This is a genomic window from Xanthomonas sp. F4 (assembly GCF_011761895.1).
Window position 1 is genome coordinate 152,109 of sequence record NZ_JAASQX010000005.1, and the last position, 16,390, is coordinate 168,498.

12 protein-coding genes are annotated in these 16,390 nt (G+C 67.9%); 8 read left to right on the forward strand and 4 right to left on the reverse strand.

Annotation, left to right across the window (positions count from 1 at the left end):
* The first annotated feature begins 77 nt into the window (after positions 1 to 77).
* The 3 genes from FHR66_RS20955 to FHR66_RS16420 all read left to right on the forward strand — a co-directional run bounded on the left by FHR66_RS20955 (position 78) and on the right by FHR66_RS16420 (position 1,799).
* Positions 78 to 485, forward strand: coding sequence for a hemagglutinin repeat-containing protein (locus tag FHR66_RS20955; protein ID WP_202394896.1), 408 nt, complete (start codon positions 78 to 80; stop codon positions 483 to 485).
* On the forward strand, positions 421 to 981 hold the full coding sequence (locus FHR66_RS20960; RefSeq protein ID WP_202394895.1) for a hemagglutinin repeat-containing protein: 561 nt from the start codon (positions 421 to 423) through the stop codon (positions 979 to 981). Before FHR66_RS20955 ends, FHR66_RS20960 begins: the two co-directional genes overlap by 65 nt.
* Before the next feature lie 167 nt (positions 982 to 1,148).
* Positions 1,149 to 1,799: a YceH family protein gene (locus FHR66_RS16420; RefSeq protein ID WP_160969166.1), complete on the forward strand. Its 651-nt coding sequence runs from the start codon at positions 1,149 to 1,151 to the stop codon at positions 1,797 to 1,799.
* A 236-nt stretch (positions 1,800 to 2,035) separates the two neighbouring features.
* Here the strand turns inward: FHR66_RS16420 and FHR66_RS16425 are convergent, their stop codons facing one another.
* Both FHR66_RS16425 and FHR66_RS16430 read right to left on the reverse strand, forming a co-directional pair.
* On the reverse strand, positions 2,036 to 2,578 hold the full coding sequence (locus FHR66_RS16425; RefSeq protein ID WP_160969164.1) for a DinB family protein: 543 nt from the start codon (positions 2,576 to 2,578) through the stop codon (positions 2,036 to 2,038).
* 2 nt (positions 2,579 to 2,580) lie between these two features.
* The gene (locus FHR66_RS16430; RefSeq protein ID WP_160969162.1) at positions 2,581 to 3,117 is read right to left on the reverse strand and encodes a GNAT family N-acetyltransferase; all 537 of its coding nucleotides are present in this window, start codon (positions 3,115 to 3,117) and stop codon (positions 2,581 to 2,583) included.
* A gap of 218 nt (positions 3,118 to 3,335) precedes the next feature.
* Here FHR66_RS16430 and FHR66_RS16435 point away from each other — a divergent pair, with 218 nt between their 5' ends.
* From FHR66_RS16435 to FHR66_RS16455, 5 genes are all read left to right on the forward strand, one after another.
* Complete coding sequence (locus FHR66_RS16435) at positions 3,336 to 5,117, forward strand: autotransporter assembly complex protein TamA (RefSeq protein ID WP_160969160.1); 1,782 nt, start codon at positions 3,336 to 3,338, stop codon at positions 5,115 to 5,117.
* A complete protein-coding gene (locus tag FHR66_RS16440; RefSeq protein WP_160969158.1) occupies positions 5,114 to 8,953 on the forward strand; it encodes a translocation/assembly module TamB domain-containing protein in 3,840 nt (1,279 codons plus the stop codon). Before FHR66_RS16435 ends, FHR66_RS16440 begins: the two co-directional genes overlap by 4 nt.
* 63 nt (positions 8,954 to 9,016) lie before the next feature.
* A complete protein-coding gene (locus FHR66_RS16445) occupies positions 9,017 to 9,385 on the forward strand; it encodes a hypothetical protein (RefSeq protein WP_160969156.1) in 369 nt (122 codons plus the stop codon).
* Positions 9,386 to 9,541: 156 nt separating this feature from the next.
* Positions 9,542 to 11,689: a S46 family peptidase gene (locus tag FHR66_RS16450; protein ID WP_160969154.1), complete on the forward strand. Its 2,148-nt coding sequence runs from the start codon at positions 9,542 to 9,544 to the stop codon at positions 11,687 to 11,689.
* A gap of 559 nt (positions 11,690 to 12,248) precedes the next feature.
* Complete coding sequence (locus FHR66_RS16455; RefSeq protein WP_160969194.1) at positions 12,249 to 12,845, forward strand: DNA-3-methyladenine glycosylase; 597 nt, start codon at positions 12,249 to 12,251, stop codon at positions 12,843 to 12,845.
* Between the two features lie 244 nt (positions 12,846 to 13,089).
* On the opposite strand, the gene FHR66_RS16460 is transcribed toward FHR66_RS16455, so the two are convergent.
* Both FHR66_RS16460 and FHR66_RS16465 read right to left on the reverse strand, forming a co-directional pair.
* Positions 13,090 to 13,635, reverse strand: a complete 546-nt coding sequence (locus FHR66_RS16460) for a gluconokinase (protein ID WP_343160686.1) — start codon at positions 13,633 to 13,635, stop codon at positions 13,090 to 13,092.
* A 236-nt stretch (positions 13,636 to 13,871) separates the two neighbouring features.
* A complete protein-coding gene (locus FHR66_RS16465; protein ID WP_160969152.1) occupies positions 13,872 to 16,298 on the reverse strand; it encodes an AAA family ATPase in 2,427 nt (808 codons plus the stop codon).
* Positions 16,299 to 16,390: the final 92 nt, after the last annotated feature.

Here is a 16,390-nt window from a genome sequence, read left to right on the forward strand (position 1 = left end):
CAGGCAAGACCAAGGTCGTCACGACCACCACGACCCAGGACATCGACCAGCAGACGCTTACCGCCGGCGGCAACCTGGTGCTCAGCGCCGGCCACGACGTCAACTTGCTCGCCGCACAAGAGCAGCACGATGCCGTGCAGGACATGCAGAAGAAGAAAAAGGGCTTCCTGTCCAGCAAGACCACGACCACGCACGATGAGTGGCACTACAGCTTGGCCGTTGGTACTTCGCTCGACGCCGGCAGTGTGCAGATCAAGGCGGGCAACGACATCGCCGTGGTCGGCTCGACCTTGCTGGCGCAGCAGGACGCGCGCCTGGTGGCCGGCAACGATGTGGCCATCGTCGCGGCGCAGGACCAGCAGCGAGGCGCACAGCAGCGCCCAGAAAAAGTCCGGCTTCAGCGCCAGCTTCTCCGGCGGCGTGGCCAGCCTCGGCTATGGCAAGTCGCGCAGCAGCAACGACAGCAGCACCGAGAGCACCACTGAGGTTGCCTCGGCAGTCGGTGCCAAGAACGGCAATCTGCTGATCAATGCCGGCGATCAGCTGACCATCGGTGCATCCGACGTTGCAGCCGGCAAGGACCTGACCCTGGCGGCCAAGGACATCGACCTGCTTGCGGGCCAGGACACCGTGGACAATCAGTCCAACCAGTCGAGCAAGTCCAGCGGCTTCTCCATCGGCGTGACCTACGACCCGGCCGCGGCGTATCGCAGCGCACGCGATTCGGCGACCAGCAACATGCCTGACAGCGGCTCGACCATGGGCAAGCTCAGTCGTCGGGCTGAAGGCGACATGGCCGGCACCGCGGCGGCGCTGACGCCGGTGGTGATCCAGGCCGGGTCGCACCGCTCCACTGCCGGTCAGAACGACAGCACCAGCACCGCGCGGGTTAGCCAGGTCAGCGCCGGCGGCAACCTGACCCTGCTCGCCAGCGACGGCTCGATCACCAGCCCAGTCCAGCGACAACGACAACCGCGGTAAGGGCTGGAGCTTCGCCAACAACAAAAATAAAGTGACCATGGTCGACGGCACAGGCGGTCGGCAAGCGCTGCAAGGACAGTGCACCATGCATGGGTGGCCATCGGCCTTCAGAGTCGAGACTATCAAGCAGTATGCTTCGCCCCTGACCAGCAAGAGCAGCCCACACGATGACCGACACCACCACCGTTCCCGCTCTCTCCGCCATCGAAGCCCGCGCGCTCGGCTGCCTGATAGAGAAGGAGGCGACCACGCCGGATGCGTATCCGCTCACGGTCAATGCGACGGTGGTGGCGGCCAATCAGAAGACGTCGCGCGAGCCGGTGATGACGTTGAGTCCGGGCGATGTGCAACACGCGCTGCGACAACTGGAGGGGCGCGGCCTGGTGCGGCAGCAGTTCTCTTCGCGCGCCGAGCGCTACGAGCATCGGCTGGCGTCGGCGCTGGATCTGACCCAGCAGCAGGTGGCCTTGCTCGGCCTGCTGCTGTTGCGTGGCCCGCAGACGGTCAATGAGTTGCTGACGCGTGCCGAGCGCATGGCGCGCTTCGCCGATGCGGACGACGTGCGCCATCAGTTGGAACGACTAGCGCAGCGCCAGTTGGCGGTGCAGTTGCCGCGTACCAGCGGGCAGCGCGAGGACCGTTACATGCACTTGCTCGCCGGTCCGGTGGACGCGGAGGCGCTGGCGGCCACGTTCAAGGCGCGGCCGACCGCCTCGGGCCAAGACGAGTTGGAAGGCCGGGTGCAGGCGCTGGAGGCCGAGGTGGCGGAGTTGCGCGAGATCGTGGCGCAGTTGCAGGCGCAGCGCGTGCCGGATTGAGGCGTCGCGCGCCTCCGAGAATCTTGAGCCTGCAGTAACAACGGAAGCCTCGCCTGCCTGTAGGAGCAGCTCTTCTCCTTATTGGGATCAGCCGCGACAGGTACTCCAGGTAAAGCCCATCGCGGCTGAAGCCGCTCCTACGAGGGCAATGACGGTCCGGCTGAGCCGCGGCGACGCGAGTGATGAGAGGTGCACCGCATCGTTCACCGATCGTCGCTGGCCTGCGGTTGCACCAGTCAGTCCATCTCCACCTGCGGAATCACCACCAGCATGTCGGTCACACCGACATCGACACCCGCCTGGCTGAGCAGGGTGGTGGCTTGGCCGCGGTGATGCGTTTGGTGGTTGAAGAAGTGCAGCAGCAGGTCGCCGAAGCGCCGGCCGTGCGATTCGCCACGGGTGTTGCGATAGCGCAGCGGCACATCGAGGTCGTCGGCATGCAGTTGCGACATCCACTCGGCGATCGTCGCATCCAGGGACTCGCGTTGTGTCCGCAGGTCCGCCAGGCAGTCGGCCTGCGGCGCATCCAGGGCGGTGGGGATCGGCGTGGCGGCGATGGCCTGCAGCGCCGGATAGCGTGCCGGATGCTGGGCGAAGCGCTGCAGCCAGATCGTGTCGGCCACCACCAGGTGGTTGAGCGTGCCCAACAGCGAACCGAAGAAGGCGCCGCGCGGCTCGGCGATGGCGTCGTCCGGGAGGGTCGCGGCCGCGGCGTAGAGACGCTGGTTCATCCATTGGCTGTAGTTGGCGAACAGCCGCAGTGTGTGCAAGGTATCCATGCTCAGGTGCGCTCCTGGGGCGCATGTAGTTCGCAACGATGCAGTTCGACCTCGGCCGCCTCCGGGCTCAGGCGCACGCGCCCCTGGGCGACGAAGCCCAGCGCGGCGAGCAGGCGCAGCGAGCGCGCATTGCCTGGGGCCACAATGGCGTAGACGCGCGGCAGCGCCAGCACGGTGCGCGCGTAGTCCAGCACCGCGCGCGCCGCTTCGCTGGCGTAGCCCTGGCCCGCGTAGGGTTGCAGCAAGGCATAGCCCAGGTCGGGCGCGGGCAGGGTCGGTCGCAGCACCAGCCCGGCCACGCCGAGCCAGGCGCCATCGTCGCGGCGCTCCACCGCATACAGGCCGAAGCCGTGTTCGGCGTAGCTGCGCACCGAGCCGTCGGCGAGGTAGCGGCTGGCCTGTGTTTCGTCGCGCACGCCGCGGTCGCCGATGTGCGCCAGGAAGTCGGGGTCGTTGAGCAGGGCCAGCATCGGCGCGGCGTCGCGCGCGGGGTCCAGTCGGCGCAGTACGAGGCGCGCGGTCTCGATCACGGTGGACATGCGGCGCTCCTGCGGGTCGGGGGCGCCAGCGTGGCGCCGTCGCCACGGCTTGGCAAGCGGCACCGCCGGACCTGCGTTTCGTGGCGTAGACGCCCCGATGCAGTAGGTCCGGGAAGCGCGAAATCCTCTGTGCAGAGGCCGTCGCGTCCGACATCCCGGTCACGCATAACAAACGTCTAGTTAACAGCTTCACATGGGGTGCCGGTATTCTGACGCCCATGCGACCCATCCCCCGTCTCGCCATCGTCCTGTCCCTGCTCTCCCTGGCCGGTCTCGCCGAGGCCCGCGGCGTCATCGAAAAGGTGCAGATCCAGGGCCTGAACAAGGACGACGACGCGGCGATGATCGAGAACATCCAGGTCTCGCTGTCGCTGTACGACGCCATCGGCAAGGACCAGGGCGAGTCGCGCCTGGAGTACCTGCTGAGCCAGGCCGAACGGCAGACCCGGCAGGCGCTGGAGCCGTTTGGCTACTTCACACCCACCATCACCGTCGAGGCGCCGCGCCAGGACGACAAGCTGACCGTGGTGGTGCACGTGGACAAGGGCGAGCCGATCCGGGTGCGCAATTTCCATGTGGGCATCACCGGCCCGGCCGAGGACGACCGCTACCTGGGCGACGACCTGAAGAACTTCCGTCCGCGCAAGGGAGACATCTTCGTCAGCAGCGTCTATGAGACCAGCAAGGTCACCATCACCCGGCGCCTGGCCGAGCGCGGCTACTTCGATGCCGACTTCACCCAGCGCAAGGTGGAGGTGACCCGCGCCGACCACGCCGCCGACATCGACCTGAGCTGGGACAGCGGCCGCCGCTACAACATGGGCCCGATCCGCTTCCACCAGGACTACTTCAACCAGAAGCTGTTCGATCCGCTGGTGTACTGGAAGGAAGGCAGCTACTACCACGAAGGCAAGCTCGACCGCCTGCGCGAGTCGCTGGTCAAGCTCGACTATTTCAGTGTGATCGACCTCCAGCCCAAGCCGGAAGAAGCCGACGCCAACGGCGACGTGCCGGTGGACGTCAACCTCACCCGCGCCAAGCGCAGCATCTACACCGCCGGCCTCAGCTACGGCAGCGAGAGCGGCGCCGGCGTGCGCCTGGGCGTGGACCGCCGCTACGTCAATGCGCGCGGGCACAAGCTCAGCACGCAGCTGGATTACGCGCAGAAGCGCAAGAGCTTCATCACCAGTTACCGAATCCCGGCGTTCCGCTGGCTCGACGGCTGGTACACCACCTCGCTGCGCGTCTACGACGAGCAGACCGATTACATCGACCTGCGCAACGTCAAGCTCACCGGCAGCCGCAGCGGCCAGATCAACGAGCACTGGACCGCGATCGCCTCGATCAATGCGCTGCGCGAGCGCTGGCGCTACTCGACCGACGAGGTCTTCGACGGCGCGCTGTACCAGACCTCCACGCTGTTCTATCCGCAGATCGAAGCCGATTACGTCGGCGTGGACGACAAGGTGTTTCCGCGCAAGGGCTTCAGCGGCAACATCAGCCTGCGCGGCGGCGCCGAGGGCGTGGGGTCGGACGCCAGCTTCGTGCAGGCGCACATGCGGGTGAACTGGTTCCACGGCATCGGCGACAACGACCGCCTGATCCTGCGCGGCGAAGCCGGCAGCACCTGGACCGACGCGCTGGTGGCGATGCCGCCGAGCTTGCGTTTCTTCGCTGGCGGCGACAACAGCATCCGCGGCTATGCGTTCCGCGAGGTCGGCCCGCGCACGCCGCGGCCGGACCGTTTCGCGCTCGGCGCCAAGCACGTGCTCACCGGCAGCGCCGAGTACGAGCACTACTTCAAGGGCGGGCCATGGGGCGGCGCGGTGTTCGTCGATAGCGGCAGCGCGTTCGACGACACGCCCGACTGGCACACCGGCGTCGGCTTCGGCCTGCGCTGGCGTTCGCCGGTCGGCCCGGTGCGGGTAGACATCGCCCATGGCTTGAACGACCCGGATTCGCAGTTCCAGCTCTATCTCAACATCGGAGCCAATCTGTGAGCGCGCCGCTGGAGCCGACGTCGCCCGCCGCGCCGCCGCCGCCGCGCCCGCGCTTCTACCGGCGCAAGCGCTTCTGGTGGGGTTCGGCGCTGACCATTGCCGGCCTGTTGTTGCTTGCCGTGATCGCGCTGTACTGGCTGCTGCAGACCGTGGCCGGGCGCGACGTGCTGCTGGCGCAGGTAGTGGCGCGGCTGCCGGCCGGCTCGACGCTGACCTGGGAGCGCGCCGAGGGGCCGCTGGCCGGCCCGCTGACCCTGCACAACCTGGATTTCCACTACAACGAGATCCACTTCACCGCCGAGCGCGCCTACCTGGATCCGGACATCCGTCCGCTACTCGGGCGCAAGCTGCAACTGGATGCGCTTGAACTGACCAACGCCACGCTCAACCTGGCCAAGAGCGACGAACCGTTCGAACTGCCGCGCTGGCCGCAGTCGCTGCCGCAGATCGAAGTACCGCTGGCCCTGCAGGCCGACCGCATCGCCATCGACGGCCTGCGCATCACCCAGGCGCAGCAGCCGATGATCGACATCCGCACGCTGCGCGGCGGCGTGGAAGTGGCCAACGGCGAGTTCCGCGCCACCCAGGTGGTGGTCAACAGTGACCGCGGCGATTTCCGCGTCAATGGTGACTACCTGCCGGGCCAGGACTACAAAGCCGACCTCACCGCCAGCGCGGTGCTGCCGGCTGCGCGCGGGCGCACCCCGGCGCGCCTGGGCCTGGTCGCACGCGGCGACCTGGACAAGATGGAAGTGGCCATCGCCGGCAACGCACCGGCGCCGCTGCGCGCCACTTTGGTGTTCACCGGTCGCACCGATCCGGTGTGGCAATTCGCCGCCAGCAGCAAGGCGCTGGATCCGTCGCTGCTGGTACCGCCGGCCGACGACGCGCCGGCGGCCGTGCCGCTGGCCTTCGACCTGCATGCGAACGGCAAGGGCGGCAATGCCGACCTGCAGGGCGAGCTGTCGCGCGACGGGCAAAAGCTCGTGCTCGATCCCTCGCACCTGAGCCTGGACAACCAGGTGCTCACGGTCGCGCCGCTGCAACTGCGTGCGTTCGACGGGCAGCTGCGCCTGCGCGGCACCGCCGATCTGCGCGACCCGAATAACACGCAGCTGCGCTTCGCGGTCAACGCCAGCGGCATGAGCTTCGCCAGCGCGCCGGATCCGTCCACCCCGAACGCGCCGGCCGTGCCGATCAAGCTGGTCGAGGCCAACCTCGGCGTGGCCGGCACGATGAAGCAGTGGGCCACCTACGGCGAGGCCACCGTCGCCCGCGGCAAGGACAGCGCCAAGTTGCAGCTGGACGTGCGCGGCGACGATCGCCAGGCGCAGCTGAAGCAGGTGCGCGCGACCATGCCCAGCGGCACCCTCGACCTGGGCGGCAACGTGGCCTGGGTGCCGGAATTGAACTGGGACGTGCAGGGCACGCTGGCCGGGTTCGACCCGGGCTACTTCGCACCGGGCTGGGACGGCAAGCTGTCCGGCACCTTCGCTTCGCAGGGCAAGCAGTTGCCGGCGCGGCCGGACGGCAGCGCCGCCGGCTACCAGGCCACGCTCGATATTCCACGCGTGAACGGAAACCTGCGCAGTCGTCCTCTCGACGCCAACGCCAAGCTCGCCCTGCAGGGCAGCCAGGGCGAGGGCAAGCTGCAACTGAGCCTGGGCGACAGCCGCCTGCAGGCGCAGGGCAAGGTCGGCGACCAGCTCGACATCGACGCGCAACTGCAGCCGCTGCAACTGGCCGACCTGCTGCCGGGCGGTGCCGGCAGCCTGCGCGGCAGCGTGCAGATCAAGGGACGCCGCGACGCCCCCGACCTCACCGCCGACCTCACCGGCAGCGGCCTGAAGTGGGACAGCTACGGCGCCGACAGCCTCAGCCTGCGCGGGCGCCTGCCGTGGCGCGGCAACGGCGGCGAACTCGCCCTGCGCGGTAGTGCACTCAATGCCGGCGTGCTGCTGCAGACGCTGAGCGTGGATGCGCGCGGCGCGGTCGAGAACCTGCAACTCGACGCCAAGACCCAGAACGACATGGGCGCATTGGCCCTGGCCGGGCAGGTGCGCCGCGACGGCGCGCGCTGGCAGGGCGCCTTGAACACGTTGCGCATCGCCCCGGCCAAGGGCGAACCGTGGCAGCTGCGGCAGGCGGCCAATTTCAGCGTGGCCGGCAGCGCCTTCAGCCTGTCCGAGAGCTGCCTGGCCCCGGGAAGCGGTGGTGCGCTGTGCGTGTCCGCCGACTGGCCGAAGCAGGGCCTGACCTTGCGCGGCGATGCCTTGCCGCTGGCCCTGGTGCAGCCGTGGCTGCCACCCAACAGCGGCCGCAAGATGTACCTGCGCGGCGACCTGTCCATCGACGGCAGCTTCAAGCCGGCCGGCAATGCCTGGCAGGGCTCGCTGCGCCTGGCCTCGCGCGAGGGCGGCCTGCGCCTGGGCGACAATGCCCGCGGCGAACTGCTGCGCTACGACCAGTTCAGTTTCGTCACCGATTTCAGCGCCCAGCACATCCACTCCAAGCTCGGCATCGGCTTCCAGGGCGACGGCTTCGTCGACGCCACCGTCGACACCGGCTGGGACGCGTATGCGCCGTTAAACGGCGAGATCTACATGAACATGTCGAAGCTGTATTGGCTCGAACTGTTCTCGCCCGACCTGGTCCGGCCCAAGGGCCTGGTCGAAGGCCACGTCAGCCTGCGCGGCACCCGCTCGCAGCCGGCGATGGGCGGCGACGCCACGCTTAGCAACTTCACCGGCGAACTGCCGGCGCTGGGCCTGACCCTGAGCGAAGGCAAGGGCCGCTTCGACGCGCAGCCGGACGGCTCGGCGCGCATCGTCGCCTCGGTGAAGTCCGGCGAAGGCACGCTCAATGTCGATGGCGGCTTGTCCTGGTACGGCGACAGCACGCCGCTGCAGTTGAACATCCGCGGCACCAACGTGCTGGTGTCCAACACTGCCGAACTGCGCGCGGTGGCCAATCCCGACCTGCAGTTCGGCATCGCCAACAAGACCATGATGCTGAGCGGCCAGGTCACCGTGCCATCGGCCGACATCGACCTGGAACGGCTGGACCGCGGCACCTCGCTGTCCGAGGACGTGGTGGTGCTCGACCCGGCCGACCCCGAGGCCGCGCCGAGTTCGCCGCTGGAGATGGACCTGCGGGTGACCCTGGGCGATCAGGTCAAGATGGCCGGCTTCGGCCTCAAGGGCGCGCTGACCGGCGCCATGCAGGTGCGCTCGCGGCAGGGCCGCGAAATGACCGCCACCGGCGGGCTGGACGTCAGCGGCAAGTACAAGGCGTACGGGCAGGACCTGACCATCACCCGCGGCCAGCTCACCTGGAGCAACAACATCGTCTCCGACCCGCGCATCAACATCCGCGCGCAGCGTCAGGTCGCCGACGTCACTGCGGGCATCGACGTCACCGGCCGCGCCACCGCCCCGCATGCGGACGTGTGGTCGGACCCGTCGATGTCGCAATCCGAAGCGATGTCTTACCTGGTGCTGGGCCGCAGCCTCAGCAACACCAGCAGCGCCGAAGCCGACCAGGTCACCGCCGCGGCCAGCGCACTGTCGGCCGGCAGCGGCCTGCTCGCCTCGCAGCTCGGCGCCAAGCTCGGCTTCGACGACGCCGGCGTCAGCCAGTCGCGCGCCCTTGGCGGCTCGGTGGTGGGCTTCGGCAAATACCTCTCGCCGAAACTCTATGTCAGCTACGGCGTGTCGCTGATCGGCAGCGGCTCGGTATTGACGCTGAAATACCTGCTCGGCCGCGGCTTCGACGCCGAGGTGGAATCGAGCACGGTGGAGAACCGTGGGTCGGTGAATTGGCGGAAGGAAAAGTAGTGCCACTTCCTTCAACGGATCTATCGACTTCCTGTGAATCCTCAAAGCCGCGCGCATAGAATTTTGCGCACACTAGAAAACTTCGTTATATCGAAGGAAAGTTGTTCTGTCCCCGAAGAGTTCAGAGACGTATCGCTTGGTAACTTTCTCGGGCTCTATGAAAATAGAGCAGAGCATGTTGGAGATATCGCGTTCTTCTCGGAGGGGGTGGCATGGCGCGAAAACATGGAAGTGCTTCAAGTCAAGTATAGGGAAATACTCTCTAACTCGCTTCCTCATGAGAAGAAGAGTCTATGTTTGCTCATTCGACTTTCCTCTGAGAGGGAAGTGCTGATGCCTGTCACAGGCGTCAAGGACGGTAGATTCTTTGACTCACTGCAGGTCACAAGGTTTTTAAACAGAGTTGTAGAGAATCTTCAGAAAAAAAGATGACCTTCTAACAGCGACGAACGCACCGTGTACCTACCAAACGGGCTCCGGTAGCGCTTCGATGGGAGGGAGTTGGTGAGTGTTCCCAGGATGCGACCTGGGCTGGTTGGCACAAGCCGCATGCTAAGGTCTGGTCCTGTCTTGTTCCCGAACCGTTCCATGCCCATTCCTGCCAAGCTCGCCGCCTCACTCACCTTAAGCCTTGCCCTGACCGCCACCGCCCAAGCCGACGAGGGCATGTGGATGCCGTCGCAGATGCCGGAGCTAGCCGAGCCGCTGCACGCGGCTGGCTTCCAGGGCGATCCACAGGCGCTGGCCGAGGTGACGCAACCGCCGTTAAGTGCGGTGGTGAAGGTTGGTGGCGGGACCGGGGCGTTCGTGTCGGGGAATGGGCTGCTGTTGACCAATCACCACGTCGCCCACGGGGTAATCCAATACAACACCTCGGCCAAGGAGAACCTGATCGAGAACGGGTTCATCGCGCTGGATCGCGCCGACGAGCGCGCGGCCAATCCGGATTTCCGGGTGCTGGTGACGGTGGGCTTCGACAAGGTCACCGATCAGGTGCTGGGGCCGGCGAAGGGTAAGACCGGGCGGGCCTACTACGATGCGGTGGATGCCGCGAGCAAGCGCATCGTCGCCGACTGCGAGCGCGAGGCCGGGGTGCGTTGCAGTGTCGCCAACATGTATTACGGCACCGATTTCTACCGGATCCGTCAGTTGGAACTGCGCGATGTGCGACTGGTCTACGCGCCGCCGCGGGCGATCGGCAATTACGGCGACGAGATCGACAACTTCATGTGGCCGCGGCACAGCGGCGATTTCACCTTGCTGCGCGCCTACGTGGGCAAGGACGGTAAGCCGGCGGACTACAGCGCGGACAACGTGCCCTACCAGCCGCTGGCGCATCTGCAGATCGCCACCGAAGGGCCGAAGGCCGGCGATTTTGCGATGCTGGCCGGGTATCCGGGCATCACCTACCGGCATCGCACGGCGGCCGAGTTCGCCGAGCAGGTGGAGGCGACGTTGCCGCAGCGGGTCGCGGTACTGGACCAGTTGATCGGGGTGATCGAGGCGTCGGGCAAGGCTGATGCGGAGGCGCGTACGCGCTACGCGTCGCAGCTGCAGTCGCTGAAGAACAACCGCAAGCGGGCCGCCGGCGAACTGGAAGGGCTGCAGCGCAGCGATGCGGTGCGACTGCGCGCGGAGGATGAGCGCGGCATGCTCGCGGCCACGCATGGCTCCGACGCGCGCGACATCGCCGCGCTGCAGAAGCTGCTCGGCCAGGCTTCGGCGCTGCGCGAGCGCGACCTGTTGCTGGGGTTGGTCGCCACGCAGACCCAGGCGTTGCGTTCGGCATTGACCCTGGAGCAGCTGCGGCTGGAGGCGGCAAAGCCGGACGATCGGCGCGAGAGCGGCTATCAGCAGCGCGACCTGGCGCTGATCGAGGGCATGCTCAAGCAGATGCAGCGTCGTTATTCGCCGGCCGTGGAGAAGGCGCTGCTGACGACGCTGCTGACCCGCTATCAGCAGTTGCCGGAGGCGCAGCGGGTGCCGGAGTTCGATGCGGCGTTCGGGCGAACCCCGGCGCAATTGCAGGCGGCACTCGACAAGGCCTATGCCGACACCGCGCTGGGCACCGAGGCCGAGCGCCTGTCGCGCTTCGCGGCGGCGCGCGCGGGTAAGGTGCCCGCGGCCGATCCGTTGCTGGCGCTGGCCGCCATGCTGGTGCCGGCGCAGTTGCGGCTGGACGACGAGCGCAAGGCGCGCGAGGGCGAGCAGTTGCGGTTGCGCCCGGCCTACATGCATGCGCTGTTCGCCTGGCGCAAGCAGCAGGGCCGTGCGGTGTATCCGGATGCCAACAGCACGCTGCGGATCAGCTATGGCCGCGTCGAGCCGCTGGCGCCGCGCGATGCGGTCAGCTTCGCGCCGCTGACGACGGTGGCCGGCATCGTCGAGAAGAACACCGGCAAGGAGCCGTTCGATGCGCCCAAGCCGCTGCTGGCAGCGATCGCCAAGGGCGACTTCGGCAGCACCGCCGATCCGCAGACGAAAACGCAGCCGGTGAACTTCCTGACCAACCTGGACACCACCGGCGGCAACTCCGGTTCGCCTGTGCTCAATGCGCGAGGCGAACTGATCGGGTTGAACTTCGACAGTAACTGGGAAGCGGTCAGCGCCAGTTGGTGGTACGACCCGCGCTACAAGCGCGCGATCCATGTGGACATGCGCTACCTGCGCTGGTTGATGGCCAAGGTGTATCCGGCACCGCAATTGCTGAAGGAGTTGAACGTTCCGCAGGAGTGAGTGGGCAGGTTGGGCGCGAGTGTCGTTTGGCGTTCCCTGGAGCAAAACGGGGCAGGGCATGCAATGTGCCCTGCGCGCTCGTGCGACGGCGCAGGGTATTGGTGCTGCCCGATCCTTTTGCGACGGCCGAGTACGCCCCGTGACCCAGCCATGCCTCAGAAGATGCAGCCATCACTGATTATCGCGATGCGTTGCGCCATCGGAGAGTAGGAAGACGACCGCGATTCTGGACAGCTCGATGCGTCGGGACTGAAGTCTCTCCCACAAACGGCATGCGATGCGGGTGGATTAGCCGATCGCGCGTTTCGCGAAAAGCCACAGAAAGGATAGCCATCATCATCCACGCGACGCGTTGTGCCATCGGAGAGCGGGAAGAAGATCGCGATCCTGGACGTTCCAGGCGTCGGGACTGAAGTCCCTCCCAAAACGGGCGGCATGCGGTGCGTTGGGAAGACTGATGGACTCGGTTTGAACCGTGGGTCTCGAAGCGCGCCGGTCGTGGCTCACTCTGCGACTTCGATGCAGCACTTAGACTAATCCGATGGACTTTCCTACCGCCATGCCATTGCCGCGCGCGTTCTACGCGCGCGATGCGCGCGAGGTCGCGCCGCAGCTTCTGAATACCTTGCTCATTACGGCCGACGGCCGTTGCGGGCGTATCGTCGAGGTGGAGGCCTACTGCGGTGCAGAGGATCCGGCGGCGCATTCGTTCCGCGGCATGACCCCGCGCACGCGAGTGATGTTCGGTCCGCCCGGGCATCTGTACGTGTACTTCATCTACGGCATGCACTGGGCGCTCAACGCGGTGTGCGGCGGTGCGCCGGGGCATGCGGTGCTGATTCGCGCGCTGGCGCCGGTGGCCGGGATCGAGGCGATGCAGTTGGCACGCGGCGCGGTGCGCGCGGCCGATCTCACCCGTGGGCCGGGGCGCCTGGCCAAGGCGCTGGGTGTATCCGGTGCGGACAATGGGCTGGACCTGACCACGCGACAGTCGCGCCTGTGGCTAGGCCAGGACGGGACGCCGCCGCCGGCCGCGCCGGTCGTCACCAAGCGCGTGGGTATCACCAAGGCGATGGACATGCCGTGGCGCTGGCATGTGCCCGACGAGGCGAACGTGTCGCGCTTCGTGGCAGGTCGGACGAAGCGCCGCGGGTAGTGTGGCGCTTTTAGGCATCGTCGTCCTACAAGCTGCGGGAAGGCCGGCGCCTTGCCAGACGTCACAAGCCAAAGACACGCAATGCGGTTGTGACGGAAGGCGCGTCGGTTCGGCTAGGAAAGCATGTCTCAGGTGCCTTCGCTTCGTTTCGTCGCGGCTGAAGCCACTCCTACGACGGGCAGCTTGCGTCATCACCGCCACAAACCCGGCGTGCATGGTTGAGGATGTACCGACGAGGAACGCGCTAGGCGATGGCGGCGCTTGCATCCAGTTGTGCGATGGCATCGGCCACGACCGTGGCGAACGGTGCGTCCACGTCCACCGAAATGACGTCGGGCTCGTCCAGCGGGAGCTCCAAGGTGTCGAGCTGGCTCTGCAGCAGCGTCGGTGGCATAAAGTGGCCGTGACGCGCGGCCAGGCGCTCGGCGATCACGTGCGCGGCCGCGTGCAGGAACACGAAGCGCATCGGCACGCCTGTATCGCGCAACTGTTGCCGATGCGCTTTGCGCAGCCCGGAGAAGGCCAGCACGACGCTCTGTCCGGCATCGACCGACGCGCGCAGGCGCTGCGCCAGGGCCGCGACCCAGGGCGCGCGTTGCGCGTCGCTGAGCGGGATACCGTGCGCCATCTGCGCCTTGGCGGCGGCGCTGTGGAAATCGTCGGCGTCCAGGAAGGTCAGCCGGTAGTGTGCCGCCAGCGCCTGGGCAACGCTGGTCTTGCCGCTGCCGGACACGCCCATCACGACGATGGCTTCGGCGTGCGGGGGCAGGGACGAGGCGGGTTGGGTCACGTGATGCGGTCCTGTCGGGTCCCACGCATGATGCCAGCGTGGACGTTGTGTCGACGTGCAGCGCAGCTGTCACCAGGTCGTGCGCCTTTCGCGCCCCAACCCTGGCAGCTGCTGTTGGTGGGTGCGCCGCGGAAACCGGATTCTGTCTGGACCTTGGCGTCGGGGCTGAAGCCCCTCCCACAGGCAGTCCAGCCGGCGCTCCTGGTGATGCACCAGCGCATCTTCCGGCCCGGTGTTTACGTCGCCGCACTCGCCGTCTCGACCAGATCATCCCACTGCAGCCGCGTACCGGAGGCGTCGTCGCTGTCCTGCAAGGCACGGCGGACGGCGCGGCGCATGGCGCGGCTGATCCAGTTCTGCAAGTCGCGACCGGAGTGGCCTTCGCTGCGATCGGCGATCCAGGCCGCCGCCGCGTCGGCGTCGAGATCCAGCGGCTTGCCGTGCAGCAGGCGCGCGACGATGGCGGTACGCGCCGCGTGGTCGGGCAAGGCGATGGCGATCTGCCGGTCCAGTCGCGACAGTAGCGCCGGGTCGATCGCGGCGGCATGGTTGCTGGCGGCGAGCAGGAACACCTGGCCTGCGTGGCTGGCGACGCCATCGAGTTCCTGCAGCAACTGGCCGACGATCTCGCGGGTGAAGGCGTCGTCGCCGTCGGCACCGCGCGCCGGCGCGACGATGTCCAGTTCGTCGACGAACACGATGCACGGTGCCTGCGCCCGCGCACGCTCGAACGCGGCCTGCACGCGCTGGCCGGATTGGCCGAGGTAGCCGGCCTTGAGGTCGGCGCTGCTCAGGGCGATGAACGCCAGGCCCGACTGGCTGGCGAGGATGCGCGCGACCTGGGTCTTGCCGGTGCCCGGCGGGCCGACCATCAGGATGCCGCGCGGCACCGGCACGCCGAGCGTGGCCAGGGTCTCGGCATTGCGCAGTTCCTTGCCCAGGCCGACGAACTCCTCGACGGTGGCGGCCGGCAGCACGATGTCGTCCCACCCGAGCGTGGCGACGGCGGTGGAACCCTTGCCACGCAGCGCGCGCAGCTGCGCCAGCAGGGTGGCGTTGTCGAGCGTGCCGTCGACGCACTCGGCGGCGACCCGCGCGACCAGTGTGTGCAGGTCGCGGCCGGAGAGGCCACTGCTGTCGGCGATCACCTGCGTATCCGGCTCCAGGGCGAAACCGGCCCGCCGCAGTTCGGCGCCGAGGATGCGGGCACGCGCCGCGGCGTCGGGCAGGCCGATGGCGATGCTGGCGGTGAAGCGCGACAGGATCGCGTCGTCCAGCAGCGCCGGGCGGTTGGTCGCGCCGATCACCAGCACCTGCCCATGCGCGGCATGGAAGCCGTCCCATTCGGCGAGGAAGGTCTGCACCAGCTCGGCGCCGAAGCTGTCGCTGTCGGCGCCGCCGCGGCGCGCGAACACGCTTTCGCATTCGTCGATGAACAGGATCGCCGGCGCGTGCTCGCGGCAGCGCTGCCAGATCGCCTGCACCTTGGGACCGGTGTGGCCGATGTGCGCGGCCTTCAGGTCGGCCACGCCCAGCGCCTCGAAATGGCAGCCGGCATGGCGCGCCAGCTTGCGTGCGATCAGGGTCTTGCCGGTGCCCGGGGGCCCATGCAGGAGCATGCCTTTCGGCGCCGGGGCGCGTCCGGACACGAACAGGTCCACCAGTTTCAGGATCTGGTCGAGCGTGGCGTCGGGCAGGGCGATGTCGGCCCAGTGTCGCTGCACCGCGTCCAGGCTCTGCAGCCGCTGCTGCAGCGCGCGTTGTTGGCCGCGCGCGGTCTCCCAGGCCTGCACGTGATCGTGCAGCGCGGCGATCGGGGCCGCATCCTCCACGGCGTCCTGCGCGAGCGCGAGCGCCATGGCGTGCAGCGCCTGCGGCGCGGTCTCGGTCGCGGCGTGGTCGAGGACGATGCAAGCCGCGGCGTGGTCGGTGCCGGGCAGTACGATCAAGGCGAGCAGGCGCGGTTCGGCAGCGCCGTCATGCAATGCCAGCAGGCGCGCGCCGGACAGATCGCCATGCAGGGCGGGAATGGACCAGCGGCCATGCAAGGCACGCTGCGGCCATGGTGCGCGGGTGACCGTGTACATGGAGGCCGCATCGCGTTGCGCCGCGTCGACCACCTGCACCAGCGCCAGCGGCATGCGTGCGAACGCGTGCAGCGCGCGCCGCTCGGCATGGCTGTGGTGCCAGGCCAGCAACTGTGCGCCGGCGACGACCAGCAGGCCGTATGCCAGCAGCGAGGGCAGCAGGCTCTGCAGCAGCAGTCCGACATCGCCGTGCAGGCCGACCTGGCGCCACCAGTCCAGGAAGCCGCGCGTCTCGCCCAGCCAGTGCGCGCTCGTCCACGGCAGGACTAGCACCAGTAAGCCGAGCAGGGCAGTGCGCCAACGCCAGTCCGGCAGCAGCGGCCGCAGTAGCAGCGCCGATCCCCAGGCGCGGCGGCGTTCGCGCCGCACCGCCGTCCGCGCCGCCGCCCGGGCATGGGCAATGAAGCGGCGCCGGATCGTGGCCACCGCCTGCTCCACGGCCGGCAGGTGCCGCTCCACTTCCACCTCGGCTTGCGCCTGGCGCGCCTGCGCCTGCTGCACCTGCGTGTGCAGGCGCTGCGTCTGCTGTTGCAGCGACGGCGGGGGCGTCGGCGAGGCGGCCGGGATGCAGGACATCAGCGAGGGCGGGCGCAGGTGGTCACCGCGCGCATCTTAGCCCGAGCGCCGGTCGCGCTGCGGTGGCTGGTGGCGGATGGGATATTGCCTGG